We start from the raw sequence: 14,449 nt of genomic DNA on the forward strand, positions 1-14,449 counted from the left end.
CTCCATGACTGATCAAAAAAATAAGCCGTACCTCTTTGCGTTTGCTTTAGTAACCAGTTTGTTTTTTTTGTGGGGGTTCGTACACAACCTCGATCCAATTTTGATTCCGCATCTGAAACGGTCATTTACTTTAACAACAACACAATCTACCCTGATTGATTCCTCTGTTTTTATTGCCTACTTCGTAATGGCATTGCCTGCAGGATTCATTATGAAACGATTCGGTTATAAGGTCGGCATCATTTCCGGCTTGTTGTTGTTTGCAATTGGGTCATTTATGTTTTTACCTGCGGCCGATTATCAATCCTATACTTATTTTCTTGTTGCCTTGTTCATTATTGCCTGCGGTTTAACTATTCTTGAAACAGCGGCAAATCCTTATGCTGCAGTTTTAGGTGATCCGGCAACATCTACACAACGACTCAATTTTGCTCAATCATTCAATGGATTAGCCGCAGCATTAGCACCAGTAATCGGCGCACGTATTATTTTAACAAAAGGACACAGTGATGCCGAATTAAGTGTTATGACAGATGCTGCAAGAAAACTGGCTTTAGCTTCAGAGGCTGCATCGGTAAAGATGCCGTATATGATTCTTGGAATTGTTTTGGTAGTAGTAGCTATTTTATTTGCTATTACCCATTTGCCCAAACTGAATACCGATCCTACACATACTTCCAGCAAGAGTATTTTTCATGCGTTTAAACACAAGCATTTAACATGGGCTGTAATAGCGCAATTCTTTTATGTTGGTGCACAGGTATCTGTGTTTAGCTTGTTTATTCTGTATGCTGAAAAGTCCGCATCATTAACACAAGTTACAGCAGCCGATTATTTGGGCGCTTGTGGAATTGCATTTTTGATCGGCCGTTTCTTAGGAACATTTTTCATGCGCTATATTTTACCTGAAAAACTATTAGCGATTTATGCAGCAATCAGTACAATACTTTGTCTCGTTGCTATTTTTGCGACAGGAATGATCACGGTGTACGCAGTCATTGGCATCTGTTTCTTTATGTCAATCATGTTTCCAACGATCTTCTCACTCGGTATTAAAGACTTAAAGGGTGATACTGAATATGGAAGTAGTTTAATTATTATGTCAATTGTTGGAGGTGCCATTCTTCCAAGGTTTTTCGGAAACATCAGTGATTGGACGGGAAATATCCAACACGGTTATATCATTCCGTTAATCTGCTTTGTAGTTATTCTATTGTTTGGCTGGACAGGACACAAAGTGGTTTCAACTGATAAATAAATTGATTCATGAAACGTTTTTGTTTAGCCGTTGATTTAAAAGAAGATGCACAGCTCATTGCTGAGTATGAAAAATACCATGAGCGTCTATGGCCGGAAATAGAAGCATCCATTAAAGATTCGGGAATCATTGGCCTGGAAATTTATCGAATTGAAAATCGTCTTTTCATGATCATGGAAACAAACGACAACTTTTCGTTTGAAGTGAAAGCTGCTGCTGATGCTTCCAATGAAAAAGTACAGGAGTGGGAAACGCTTATGTGGAAGTATCAGCAGGCATTACCCACAGCGAAGAAAGGAGAGAAGTGGATCATGATGAAAAAAATATTCGACTTAAATAATCAGCCATGAAGATCATCGATACACATCAGCATTTCTGGAAATACGATCCGGTGAATTACAGCTGGATCAATGATGATATGCAGGTGATTAGAAAAGATTTTTTACCGGGTGACCTTGCTGTTGTTGTTAACGAACATAAACTAACTGGCACAATAGCTGTACAAGCCGATCAGACAGAAGAAGAAACCGATTGGTTATTAAAACTGGCAGGAAACAATGATTTTATTCAAGGCGTTGTTGGCTGGGTGGATCTCCGGAGCAGCAATATTGACGATCGTTTGCAGCATTACCAACAATTCAAAAAACTGAAAGGTTTTCGTCATGTGTTACAGGGCGAAGAACCTTCGTTCATGTTGCAGAAAGATTTTCTCAAAGGCATCAGTAAACTTAATCAGTTTGGTTTTGCCTATGACATCCTCATCTTTCCTCAACATCTTGAAGCTGCCTTGCAATTGGTTGCACAATTTCCACAGCAGCGTTTTGTTGTAGATCATGTTGCAAAACCATACATTAAAGATGGAAAGATCGATGAATGGAAAACAGGTATGAAGCAACTTGCACAACACAGCAATGTTTATTGCAAAATCAGTGGCATGGTTACAGAAGCTGACTGGAAAAACTGGACTGCAGGACAACTGAAACCATACATCGATGTCGTGGCTGACAGCTTTGGTCTCGATCGTATTATGTACGGCAGTGACTGGCCTGTATGCCTGGTTGCATCATCGTACAAAAAATGGTTGCAAACTGTAAAAGATTATTTCAATTCATATTCCGCCGAAGAGCAGGAAAAAGTTTTCAGTGGTAACGCTATCAAATTTTACAATCTCTAAATCAGAAATCATAAATCCTACATCATAAATTATTTTTCATATGAATCTCCAGTTAACAGATAAAGTAGTCATCGTAACAGGCGGTGCAAAAGGCATTGGCAAAGGCATTGTAGATGTATTGGCAAAAGAAGGAGCAATACCTGTTATTGTTGGCAGAAGTGAAGCAGACAACCTGCTTGCAGTAAAAGAAGTAGAAGATGCCGGCGGTAAAGCCTGGCAAGTGGTTGCTGAATTGGCACAACCAGAAGAATGTGAGAAAGCTGTAAAAGCAGTCATCGAAAAATTCAACCGCATTGATGGGCTCATCAATAACGCAGGTGTAAACGATGGTGTTGGTTTGGAAAGCGGCGATTACAAACGGTTTATGGAAAGTTTGCACAAGAACGTTGTGCATTATTATTTGATGGCACATTTTGCATTGCCTGAATTAAAAAAATCAAAAGGCAGCATCGTCAACATCACTTCTAAAACTGCTGAAACAGGACAGGGAAATACATCTGCGTATGCGGCAGCCAACGGCGGACGTAATGCTCTAACCAGAGAGTGGGCTGTTGAGTTAGCTAAATATTCTATTCGTGTAAATGCATTGGTGGTTGCAGAATGTTATACCCCGCTGTACGATAAATGGATCAAAACATTACCGAACCCAGAAGAGAAATTAAAAGAGATCACTTCAAAAATACCGTTCGAACAACGCTTTACCACGGCTGAAGAAATTGCGAACATGACGGTATTTCTGTTATCGCCTGTATCGAGCCATACAACCGGTCAGTTGATTTATGTTGATGGTGGTTATGTGCATTTAGACAGAGCAATGGCCAACGCTTAGGCAATACAGTACAACACGAATAAATTACAGCATTTGTAAAGCTTTTGTGAAAAAGAGTTTTACAAATGCTTTTCTTTTTATATCCTGCGTTGGGTCGTGTGAAATTGCCGAGTTGCTGCATCTTCCTCCTCAAACAAGAACATGAAGAAAACCATCATCCTGCTTTTTTGCATTCTGCTTATTATCATAATCACTATTTATCTATTCAATACCGTTTATAATAAGTCATCGCCTGCCACCACCAACAAAGAATTAAAGAAAGAAAGTCCCGAAAACATTACTGGAAAAGCTTTGCATGCAAAAGCTGTTGCAGCCAGGCAATTTGTAAAAACAAGTAATTACAATCAGCGTATTTGTTTTCTTATCGACATGAAAATCAGATCAGGGGCAAAACGTTTTTTTGTTTATGATCTGAAAAACAATTCAGTTCTCCAATCAGGCGTTGTAACACATGGCCGTTGCAATGAGCGTTGGCTCATCGGTCGTAAATATGGTAATGAACCGGGCTGTGGATGCACCTCGCTGGGAAAGTATAAGATCGGTAATGCATACATGGGTCGGTTTGGACTTGCCTACAAACTCCATGGCCTCGATTCAACAAATAACAATGCATTTAAACGTTTTGTGGTACTGCATGCACATGATTGTGTTCCAGAAAATGAAGTATGGTCGGATATTTGCCAGAGTGATGGTTGTCCCACTGTTTCACCGGGTTTTCTTGACGACCTAAAAGCAATGATCAATGAATCAAAGAAACCGATACTATTATGGATCTATGAATCAAAATAACCTTGAAAAGGCTAAGGGCAAGGGTTGCAAACCATTTTTCGAAACATCTTATTTTTGTATTCTATGCACCAACCTACTTTGTACCTTATAATAAGTGCGGCATTCATGCTGCTTATGAGCAGCTGTGCGGTAAGCAAACAACCGGAAGCTGTTCGTTTCCGTGCATTGCAGAAAGGAAGGATTGCAGACGACAGTAGCTACGTGTATTCATTGCCTTATGAAACAGGCAAAAAACATTTGATCGTTCAGGGATATTTCAGCAGGTTCACACATCGCAACCGGGCCGCTATTGATTTTAAAATGAAACGGGGTACGCCAATTTATGCCGCAAGGGGTGGAGTGGTAACAAGAGTAAAAGAAGATGGCAATAAGGGTGGGCTCGACAGAAATCTTCGTCAATACGGAAACTCTATTGTCATCAATCACAACGATAATACACGTGCCGGCTACTGGCATTTGCAATACAATGGCGTTGTGGTAAACGTTGGTGATACTGTGAAACAAGGTCAATTGATTGGCTATAGCGGCAAAACAGGTTACAGTGCTTTCCCTCATTTGCATTTTATTGTATGGCGATCAGAAGCCGGCAACTGGCGACAGATCGGTACCCGTTTTCATACAAAAAATGGTGTAAAATACCTGCGCCCTTTCAGAAGCTACAGACGACCAATCGAACAGAACTGATTTCCCTTAATTTCGCTGCATGACTCCCGAACGAAGAGAACGCTTACTATCGGTGTTAAATAAACGACAGCCCGATCTTACAGTTGTACTGGAAAATGTATTTGATCCGCATAATATTTCTGCGGTGATGCGTACTTGTGATGCAGTGGGCATCCAGGAAATTTATGTGTTGACGAATAAAATTCCAAGACATAAAAAATGGGGTGCAAGAAGTTCATCCAGCGCAGCCAAATGGCTAACGGTTCATCAATTTGAAAGTGCCGAAGAATGTTTTACTGCGTTGCGAAAGAAATATAAAAAGATCTACACCACTCATCTCAGCAGCGATGCAGTGAGTTTGCATGATATTGATTTTACAGAAAGTGTTGCATTGGTTTTTGGCAACGAACATGCAGGTGTAAGTGATGAGATCATTGCGATGGCCGATGGCAATTTTATTATTCCACAGATGGGCATTATCCAATCGCTCAATATTTCTGTAGCATGTGCGGTGAGTATTTATGAAGCCATGCGGCAGAAGAAAAATGCCGGTCATTACGATAAGCAACGATTAGATGACAGTACGTTTAACACATTATTGGATGAATGGGGATTTCGGGCCGACGATCTGGATGCTATTAAACAGGAAGAGCAGTAACTTTAAACAATGAAGCGACTTCTTTTTATATCGGTTCTTATCCTGATTATTACAAGCGCTGATGCTCAACCCATCAAACGATGGAAGATAGATGACCTGTTGCAATATGCTGATTCAAACGATTCAGTGCTGGTCATTAATTTCTGGGCAACCTTCTGCGGACCATGTATAGCGGAGATTCCATATTTCCACAGCATCACCAGCAAATACAAAAAGCAAAATGTAAAACTGTTATTGGTTAGTCTTGATTTCAAAGAATACTATCCTAAACGCATTCGTGACTTTGCAAACAAACGAAAATATACAGCAGAGATCGTTTGGTTAGATGAAGAAAAACCTGATGATTTTTGTCCACGTATTGATAAGAACTGGACAGGTTCGATGCCAGCCACTTTATTCATAAATAAGAAAACAGGATATCGCAAATTTGTAGAGGCAGAAATGAAACCGGAAGACCTCGAAAGAGAAGTTCGTCTTGCTGCTGACGTAAAATAAGATGAGTGATTGGCTGATTTATGCAATGTTGTTTCTCTCTTTCAGAAATGCTATTTGCGTTACATCATAATTGATAGCTGACGTTGTGCCCGCCGTTACATCAATTGTGCAACCGGTGATAGTAGCTGCCATATTCGACGCCAGGAACACAGCCGTATTCGCAACATCTTTCATCAAGGGCAGTTTTTTCAACATTGTATCATCTCTCAGCTTTTTTAAAAATTGTGGAACCAGTTCACCGCCTGCATCAATAGCTTCCTTGAATACTTTCGAATCAGGAGAACCACCAGAACGGATATTCACCACCCGCACACCATAAACTCCAAGCTCTGATGCCAGGTTGCGTGAAAAACTTTCTATCGCACAACATGCCACACCAAATCCACCGGTATTAGGATAGCCAATGCCACCGGGCGTTGCAGTTAACGAAAGAATTACACCTGTTCCTTGTTTCGACATGATTCTGCCAGCGGCAGTAGAGGTAATAAAATTTGATTGTGTTGAAATCTTGATTGGTTGTAGAAAATCTGCCAATTGCATTTCAGTCAACGGAAAATTCTGCACATCTTTCCAGCCAATGGCATTAAATGAAACATCAATGCTGTGACCATCTGCAACTAAACCAGATAAATATTGGTTCACCTGCTCTTCATTCATCGCATCAACTTCTGCAGCAAATGCTTTCCCGCCTGCAGCATTTATTTCATTGGCAAGTTGCTGTACAGGTTCAATTCGATGACCTGTTATATATACTGCTGCACCAGCATCGGCAAATGCACGTGCAAAAGCACCACCTAACGATCCACCAGCTCCGTAAATAACAGCATTCTTATTTTTCAGCAACATAACGTTTGGTTTTAAGTTTCCTAAAATTAATACCATAATACATCAACATGCAAGTGCAAAAGCGACAATTGTAAGGGTTAAATGCGAAGTAGGGCAATAAAAAAACCTGCTTCGTTTCCACAGCAGGTTTTCATTTTAAGTGAATCGTTATTTATGATTTACGTTTAATACCGCAGCCCATTGCTTTTGATGTTTTCATGCTCACATCTTTTCCTCCCACCATTTCATCGATCGCTACTTTTAAATGATCCCGTGTACTTGCTGATGGTGTTTTTGGATTATCAGTAATTGCTCCATGATAAACCAGTTTCATATCCTTATCAAACAAATAACATTCAGGTGTAACACGTGCACCAAATGCATCGGCCATTGCACTGTTATCATCCATTACATAAGGATATTTATACCCTTGTGCTTTCGCATATTCTTTCATACGTTCCTGCGAGTCGTCGCTGCCACGTGATGTTTCATTAGAATTTAAAACAATCACACCAACTTCTTTGCCCAGTGCATAACCAAATCCCTCAGCTGCTACCTGCTGATTTTTTATTACCCACGGACATGTATTACAACTAAATACAACCAGCAATCCATTCTTTTTCTTTACATCAGCAAAAGAATATTCCTTACCGGAAATATCTTTCATCTTTTTTGTTGCGTTGGGAATAGCAGCTCCAATGGTCAGCTCATCGGGTAATGCCGTAAAGGCAACAAGTGCAACCAGCACTGTCAATGATAAGAGGATCTTTTTCATAATAATGTGTTTGCTTAAAGTTACGAAGCTTCTTTTTTGTTTTCAGCACCACTCATCTCTTCATTGAGCCTTTTATCGCTCTGGCGCTTGAGTAGCCGGATGCTGAGATTTAATTCAAAGCCAATTAACAATACAAGTGAAATAAAATTTACAAAGATCATCAGGATCAGGATAGTACCAATGGATCCATAGATCGTGTACGTTGCAAAATTATTTATCCAATAAGAGAACATGAAGGTGAAAAGGATAATGAGAGCACTTGCCACAATAGAACCCGGCGAGATCAGCTTCCACTTTTTCTCAACCGATGGTGCATGCCTGTAAATAAATGCAATGGAATAAAAAAACAACCCAACGATCACTACCCAACGTACAATTATGATGAGCCATTTGATGAATACACTGTCGATCTTTAATAACAGCAACAACCAATTGAATAATGCACCTTGTGTGATGAGTAGTAAAATACTGGCGATGAAAATAAGAATGATCACAAAGGTTAAACGGATGGCTTTCCAACGATAGGCGAAGAATGCTTTGCTTTCTTTTTCATGGATCGATTGATTAAAGCTATGAATGATCCCCAATACTGCATTAGACGAAAAGTAAAGTGATGTAAGAAAACCAATCGAAAGCAAACTGTTCTTGGGACGCTTAAAAAAATCGGCCAGGAAATTTTCCACGGCATCACGTGTAGCAGCATTCGGTGTTATTTCCCGTACAAACGAATTCACTTCGTTGTAAAACTGATCTGCAATAGGAAAGAGCGGCACCAATGAAAATAAAAAGATACAGGCAGGCGGCAGGGCCATAATAAAGTTGAACGAAATAGCTGCGGCACGTTGATTTAAACTGCCTTTCTTGATCTGCTGAACAAAGAAACGGGTCACCTCGAACAACGAAATACCTTCGAACCCAAAAGGCCGGAAACGTTTACTGAAACGGATGATCGTCCGTATAACAGGCAGGCGGTAAATGAGTTCTTCAATCGTCATGCGACCCTAAAATACTTTATTTCCCGATTACCTGATGTTTAAACTATCGAGCCATTGTTGATAAGCCTTTGCATTTTTGAAATGATCTGTTTCATTTGATGCAAAAGCATGGTAACCGTTACCGTTAGGCTTTGCACAGAAGAACAGGTAATCGGTGGCAGCTGCATTCAGCACGGCATCGATGGTTGTTTCAGACGGGGTGCAGATAGGGCCTGGAGGCAATCCTTTATTGCGATAGGTGTTGTAAGGCGATGAAGCGGTTGAATTGATATGACCAAACAAAAGCCGTTTGATGGTGAAATCGCCAATGGCAAACTTCACGGTTGGGTCGGCTCCAAGGTTCATATCTTTTTTTAAACGGTTGAGATAAACACTGGCAATGGTCGGCTTCTCATCGTTACGAAGTGTTTCCTCCTCAACAATAGATGCCATCGTGTGCACCTGCTCTGGAGTTAAGCCAAGTGCTGCGGCTTTTTGTTTTCGTTCAGCTGTCCAGAATTTTGTGCGCTGCTCATGCAACTTGCGGAAGATGCGCTGCGGACCGGAATTCCAAAGCAGGGAATAGGTATTTGGGAATACAGATGTCATCACTGTATTTGTATCAAGTCCAAATTTCTTTAATGAATCGTTGTTGATGAGATAGGCGAGCATAGTTGCAGAGTCGGTTTCGAACTTGCGGCCGATGAGTGCTGCCAGATCTTTTCTTGTCCGCAGTTTAGTGATCACAAGATTCACCGGCGTTTGCGAACCATTCCGCAACTTACGTGCAAGCGTAAACAAGCTGCTTCCTTTTTCAATTTCATATTTACCGGGACGAAGACGTTTCCATACATCTAAACGACCAGCTACCATTTCAAACAAACCGGGATTCTTTAAAAAGCCCGAATCGTTTAACGATTGCATCACTGCTTTTTGGTTGGCATTACCTGTATAGACGTAAAGATATTTTTTTGATTCATTGAATGCTGTGCCGCTGCCGAAAAATTTCCACGCAAAAAACAAAGCAACAAGTGATAAAAGAAGAAAACTGTAGCCGATAACTTTTTTCATTTTGACAGGTATGGTTTATTCAGAGAATTGGTTCTAGAGAAATTATTGTGCCAATAAAAATGCAAAGGAAAAATCCTATTGCCGAATTGTGCGACGCCAATGCAGCAGATCATTGCACAACTGCCGGATTCAATCAAAATAAAACAAAAACCCCGACGCAATGGTCGGGGTTTCAGAAAATATTTTAAACGATTACTTTGCAGGAGCAGGGGCTGGTACTGCAGGTGTAGTTGTTTTTGCAGGAGCCGTTTGCACCGGTTGATTGGTTGCTTTTTCCAGGTTACCTGAACCGTTTGAACCGGCGGTATCTGAAATAAACAGTGAAGAAACCAGGCAAAGAATACCGATAATGGCTGCAAACAACCAGGTACCTTTTTCCAGCACATCTGTGGTTTGTTTAACACCCATGAACTGGTTGCTAAAACCGGCAACTGAGCCACTTAAACCACCACCTTTGGGGTTTTGAACCAACACTACAAATCCTAATAATGCACTGGCCAAAACTACCAGTATGATAAATAACCAAATCATTGTTTATTGTTTTAATTCGTCAATTCGGGAGGCAAAATAAACGCTTTTTTCGGGATGCAGCAAACTTAATTTACGGTACAAATCAATGGCTTGCGTCTTTTTACCCTGTTTCGCCAGCACTTCAGCCATGGTTTCAGTCACTACTTCGGTTTGCTGGTTACTTTCTGTAGCTATAGAAACCACTTCTTTCTCATCGGTTAAGTTCAGGTCTTTTTTCTCTTCCACGTAGATCTTCTTCATGGAACGGAGCCATTGAGTAAAGCTTTTTACTTGCTTACCCAGCTGATCGTTCTCAAGTTTTTCTTCCCGAAGTTTAATTCCTTGTGAAGCGAAATAATCAACCGTGTGAAAAGGCTCAAACGTAAATACCGGCTTTTCTTCAACCGATTCAGGTTTTTGTGCATTCATTAATTCTTCTTTTGCAAAATCTGAACCAATCGTTGCTTCGGCGGCCAATTCAGCATCAGTGTTTGTGATGAAATCAGCAACTTCACGTTGGGAATCGGCTTCAATCATTGCTTCCGCCTGTTCTTCTATTTCCGCATCTTTTAGCAACTGTTCTGTTTCTTTATCTGCCTCAGCCTGTAAAACAAATTCAACATCAAGTACCGCATCTGTTACTACGTTTGCTTCTTTCACATCACGTATATCTTCTGCTTCCACAATTGCTTCTGCATCCAATGACGCATCAGTTTCATCAATTTCAATCAAAGCATCTTTTTCTTCAACTTCCTTTATTGTTTCAGTTTCTTGTACTGCTTCAACAGTAGCTGGTTCTGCGGCTATAAACCTGTTGAGTTGTGCACCCGACCATAGAGGTTGATTGAAATAGATCATTGCTTTCTGCACCTGCTTATCAGCATTGAGAGCTCCTGTTTGTTTTTGCTTTGCTGCCAGGAGGAGTTGTGCAGTTCCAAACCATGGGTATTGATAAGCCATCATTTCCAGATCAGCTACAGTTGTTTCTTTCAGCAACGAAGGTTGCTGCAGCAATCGATTCAAAACATCTGCATTCATCATTGGGGCAAGGTAAAAGAAAATATTACCAGTTGGAGAAAATGCGGTTAAAAATTTCGTCGGTCATATTCTGCACGATCAGATCAGTTAATTCAGCTTCGGCTGCTGATAATGATTTTGAGGCAGAGAAATCGAAATTGCGGGTAAGATCAGCTTCGAAATTCTTTTTATCATCTAACCTGTTTTTAAAGATGAGATGAACAGTTACATTTAAACGGTTTGATGCAGCCTGCTGATTAGAGATACCCGAAGTTGTTACATAATAATCGGTGATTTGGCCGCTGATATCATAATGTGCATCATCACTGTTTGTTTGCGACAAACGTGTTTGATTCACGATTTTTTGACGAAGCTTATCTGTCAATCGCTGGCTTAAATTCGGATTTACAATTCTTGCCCTGTTCTCGATGTAATTCACTTTTACCGTTTTTACTTCGGCAGGAATAGAAACATCTTTGAAGGAATAGCAGGAGGAAAGAAGATACGATGTAAGAAGTACGATGTACGAAATTGCTGCCAACTTATAAAGCTTTGCAAGTTGCAGGGTGCTGTTCTTTATACTTTGTACTTTGTACTTTGGGTTTTTATCAGAGTTCTTCAATGTCATACTCCTTCAGTTTTCTATATAATGTTCGTTCGCTGATGCCGAGATCAAGTGCTGCATCACGACGTTTACTTTTATGTTTCTTCAGTGCTTTTATGATCAGTTCTTTTTCTTTGTCCATGATGTTAAGACTTTCTTCCACTTCCACATGATCATGAATATCGCCATTGCCACCAATGATCACAGGTTGAGAAGGAGCGTTGTTGTTCATCACCGGTTGTGATACATCAAGCGACTTGTGCTCATTCATCATTGCATCATTGAAAAAATTGCCCGGCATTTGTACGGATCCGCCACCATGCTGCAACACTTCAAGAAACATTTTCTTTAACTCCGTTACATCACGCTTCATATCAAAAAAGAGCTTGTACAGAATTTCACGTTCATTGGCAAACTCAGTGCCACTGCCTGCCGCCGAAGGTTGATGAGCCAATACCGGTAAACGGTTAAAACTTCTTTCAGGCAGAAAAGGGGTAAGATCTTTTGCCGTTACAATTTTATTGGTAGAAAGAACGGATATCTGTTCTGCAATATTCTTTAATTCCCGCACATTACCGGGGAATGGATAACTGATTAACAGATTTTTCGCATCATCTTCCAACTGCACAGGTGTTGTTTTATAACGCTCAGCAAAATCAACCGAAAATTTGCGGAAGAGGAGAGGAATGTCTTCTTTCCTGTCACGCAACGAAGGCACACGAATGGGAACTGTATTTAAACGGTAATACAGATCTTCCCTAAACTTATTGTTTTGTGTAAACTCAAATAATTCTTTGTTGGTTGCAGCAATCACACGCACATCTGTCTTTTGTACTTTGGAAGAACCCACACGGATAAATTCACCGGCTTCCAATACACGCAGCAAACGTGCTTGTGTACCCAATGGCATTTCACCAATTTCATCTAAGAAAATAGTGCCGCCATTTACTGTTTCAAAATATCCTTTTCTTGCATCAACAGCTCCGGTGAACGATCCTTTTTCATGACCAAATAATTCTGAATCGATCGTTCCTTCGGGAATAGCACCGCAGTTTACCGCAATAAACGGATTGTGTTTACGGGTTGATAAAGAATGAATGATCTGCGAAAAAACTTCTTTACCAACACCACTTTCACCATTGATCAAAACTGTTAAGTCCGTACCTGACACCTGCACCGCCACATTCAATGCATGATTGAGCGATGGTGAGTTACCTATAATTCCAAACCTGTTTTTTATACTTTGTAGATCCATTGTTTTATTGATTTGTAATTGTGCCAAGCAATGTGCCTTTGGTACAATCATGCACTTTTACCATTACGTAATCACCTTTCTTTAATTCATAGTTTTCTTTGGGGAATACGATCACTTTATTTTGTGAGCTACGTCCCATCCAGCTATTCTCATCTTTCTTACTATCGCCTTCAATCAACACTTTAAATGTTTGACCAATATCTCTTTTGTTACTGTCGAGTGATAAATAATATTGCTTATCTACTATCTCCTGCAAACGTCTCTTCTTTACATCTTCCGGAACATCATCTTTATAACGTCGTGCAGCCAATGTACCCGGACGCTCACTGTAGAAGAACATATAACCATAATCGTACTTGCTGTATTCCATGATGCTTAATGTATCCTGGTGTTCTTCTTCCGTTTCAGAACAGAAACCGGTTATAATATCGGAACTTATGCCGCAGTCAGGAATAATTTCCCTGATGCGATCCACTTTCTTCATATACCATGCACGAGTGTATGTTCTGTTCATCAATTGTAAGATGCGTGTGTTCCCACTTTGCACAGGCAAGTGAATATAGTTGCAGATATTTTCATACTTCGCTATGGTATGCAGCACCTCATCGGTAATATCTTTTGGATGTGATGTGGAGAAACGAACACGCAATAGTGGCGACACCAACGCTACTCTTTCCATTAGCATGGCGAACGAAACAGTCTCATTACTTTTTTCATCAACAAAATAATAGCTGTCCACATTCTGGCCGAGCAAAGTCACTTCACGGAAACCACGTTCGAAAAGATCCTGCGCTTCTGCTACAATTGATTTAGCATCACGGCTACGTTCACGACCACGGGTGAAAGGAACCACGCAGAAACTACACATGTTGTTACAACCACGCATGATGGAGATGAATGCACTCACACCATTACTTTCCAAACGTACCGGGGCGATATCAGCGTAAGTTTCATCACGGCTCAACAACACATTCACTGCTTTTTGCCCGCCTTCTGCTTCTTCAATTAAACCGGGGAGTGTGCGGTAAGCATCAGGGCCAACCACCATATCCACCAGCTTTTCTTCTTCAAGTAAATTCGATTTCAAACGTTCTGCCATACAACCCAATACACCAACCAATAAACCCGGTCGGCGCATTTTGGCTTTACGGAATTCGGTTAAACGTTTGCGGATGGTTTGCTCAGCTTTTTCCCTGATAGAACAAGTGTTGAGCAACACCAGGTCGGCCTCTTCAGTATCACGAGTGGCGCCATAACCTGCACTGTTAAGGATGCTGGCCACAATTTCGCTGTCACTGAAATTCATCTGGCAACCGTAGCTTTCGATATAAAATTTCTTTTTGTATTGATTGGGATCGTTCGAAAACGGGGCATAGGCTTCACCCTGCCTGTTTTCGTCGTGAACTTTGGTATCGGTCATCAAATCCATCATAGTCATTCGCAAATTGAGCAGGCAAAGTTAATGAAACAATTCTATTTCGTGACAGATTGACAGCGATTGAGACCGCTGGTGGAAATAGAGCATTGCCGTCTAACCATGGAGCCTAACTTT

General features: G+C 40.6%; 17 protein-coding genes. 8 read left to right on the top strand and 9 right to left on the bottom strand.

Annotation, left to right across the window (positions count from 1 at the left end):
* Positions 1–4: 4 nt before the first annotated feature.
* The 8 genes from fucP (at position 5) to WG954_RS17185 (ending at position 5,866) form a co-directional block, all read left to right on the top strand.
* Positions 5–1,258: an L-fucose:H+ symporter permease gene (gene fucP, locus WG954_RS17150; protein WP_340437989.1), complete on the top strand. Its 1,254-nt coding sequence runs from the start codon at positions 5–7 to the stop codon at positions 1,256–1,258.
* An 8-nt stretch (positions 1,259–1,266) separates the two neighbouring features.
* Complete coding sequence (locus tag WG954_RS17155) at positions 1,267–1,608, top strand: L-rhamnose mutarotase (protein ID WP_340437990.1); 342 nt, start codon at positions 1,267–1,269, stop codon at positions 1,606–1,608.
* Entirely contained in the window at positions 1,605–2,432 is an 828-nt protein-coding gene (locus tag WG954_RS17160; protein ID WP_340437991.1) for an amidohydrolase family protein, read from the top strand. Before WG954_RS17155 ends, WG954_RS17160 begins: the two co-directional genes overlap by 4 nt.
* A 40-nt stretch (positions 2,433–2,472) precedes the next feature.
* Positions 2,473–3,261, top strand: coding sequence for an SDR family oxidoreductase (locus WG954_RS17165; RefSeq protein ID WP_340437992.1), 789 nt, complete (start codon positions 2,473–2,475; stop codon positions 3,259–3,261).
* 141 nt (positions 3,262–3,402) lie between these two features.
* The gene (locus WG954_RS17170; RefSeq protein WP_340437994.1) at positions 3,403–4,050 is read left to right on the top strand and encodes a murein L,D-transpeptidase catalytic domain-containing protein; all 648 of its coding nucleotides are present in this window, start codon (positions 3,403–3,405) and stop codon (positions 4,048–4,050) included.
* Positions 4,051–4,164: 114 nt separating this feature from the next.
* Positions 4,165–4,734, top strand: a complete 570-nt coding sequence (locus WG954_RS17175) for a M23 family metallopeptidase (protein WP_340437995.1) — start codon at positions 4,165–4,167, stop codon at positions 4,732–4,734.
* A gap of 19 nt (positions 4,735–4,753) precedes the next feature.
* Positions 4,754–5,371, top strand: a complete 618-nt coding sequence (locus tag WG954_RS17180) for a TrmH family RNA methyltransferase (protein ID WP_340437996.1) — start codon at positions 4,754–4,756, stop codon at positions 5,369–5,371.
* Between the two features lie 9 nt (positions 5,372–5,380).
* The gene (locus WG954_RS17185; RefSeq protein WP_340437998.1) at positions 5,381–5,866 is read left to right on the top strand and encodes a TlpA disulfide reductase family protein; all 486 of its coding nucleotides are present in this window, start codon (positions 5,381–5,383) and stop codon (positions 5,864–5,866) included.
* Positions 5,867–5,884: 18 nt separating this feature from the next.
* On the opposite strand, the gene WG954_RS17190 is transcribed toward WG954_RS17185, so the two are convergent.
* From WG954_RS17190 to miaB, 9 genes are all read right to left on the bottom strand, one after another.
* A complete protein-coding gene (locus tag WG954_RS17190; protein WP_340438000.1) occupies positions 5,885–6,712 on the bottom strand; it encodes an SDR family NAD(P)-dependent oxidoreductase in 828 nt (275 codons plus the stop codon).
* Positions 6,713–6,863: 151 nt separating this feature from the next.
* On the bottom strand, positions 6,864–7,466 hold the full coding sequence (locus tag WG954_RS17195) for a redoxin family protein (protein WP_340438001.1): 603 nt from the start codon (positions 7,464–7,466) through the stop codon (positions 6,864–6,866).
* Positions 7,467–7,486: 20 nt separating this feature from the next.
* The gene (locus tag WG954_RS17200; RefSeq protein ID WP_340438002.1) at positions 7,487–8,461 is read right to left on the bottom strand and encodes a YihY/virulence factor BrkB family protein; all 975 of its coding nucleotides are present in this window, start codon (positions 8,459–8,461) and stop codon (positions 7,487–7,489) included.
* Positions 8,462–8,488: 27 nt separating this feature from the next.
* On the bottom strand, positions 8,489–9,511 hold the full coding sequence (gene mltG, locus WG954_RS17205; RefSeq protein WP_340438003.1) for an endolytic transglycosylase MltG: 1,023 nt from the start codon (positions 9,509–9,511) through the stop codon (positions 8,489–8,491).
* Positions 9,512–9,703: 192 nt separating this feature from the next.
* Positions 9,704–10,042 carry a preprotein translocase subunit SecG gene (gene secG, locus WG954_RS17210; RefSeq protein ID WP_340438005.1) on the bottom strand — a complete coding sequence of 113 codons (339 nt, stop codon included), beginning with the start codon at positions 10,040–10,042 and terminating at the stop codon, positions 9,704–9,706.
* A gap of 3 nt (positions 10,043–10,045) precedes the next feature.
* On the bottom strand, positions 10,046–11,062 hold the full coding sequence (locus WG954_RS17215; protein WP_340438006.1) for a DUF8458 domain-containing protein: 1,017 nt from the start codon (positions 11,060–11,062) through the stop codon (positions 10,046–10,048).
* A gap of 22 nt (positions 11,063–11,084) precedes the next feature.
* Entirely contained in the window at positions 11,085–11,666 is a 582-nt protein-coding gene (locus WG954_RS17220) for an LptE family protein (protein WP_340438007.1), read from the bottom strand.
* Positions 11,647–12,897, bottom strand: coding sequence for a sigma-54 interaction domain-containing protein (locus tag WG954_RS17225; RefSeq protein WP_340438009.1), 1,251 nt, complete (start codon positions 12,895–12,897; stop codon positions 11,647–11,649). The genes WG954_RS17220 and WG954_RS17225 overlap by 20 nt, the downstream gene beginning before the upstream one ends.
* 4 nt (positions 12,898–12,901) lie before the next feature.
* Positions 12,902–14,329, bottom strand: a complete 1,428-nt coding sequence (gene miaB, locus WG954_RS17230; protein ID WP_340438010.1) for a tRNA (N6-isopentenyl adenosine(37)-C2)-methylthiotransferase MiaB — start codon at positions 14,327–14,329, stop codon at positions 12,902–12,904.
* Positions 14,330–14,449 lie beyond the last annotated feature (120 nt).

The organism is Lacibacter sp. H375, from assembly GCF_037892425.1.
Taxonomy (GTDB): Bacteria; Bacteroidota; Bacteroidia; order Chitinophagales; family Chitinophagaceae; genus Lacibacter.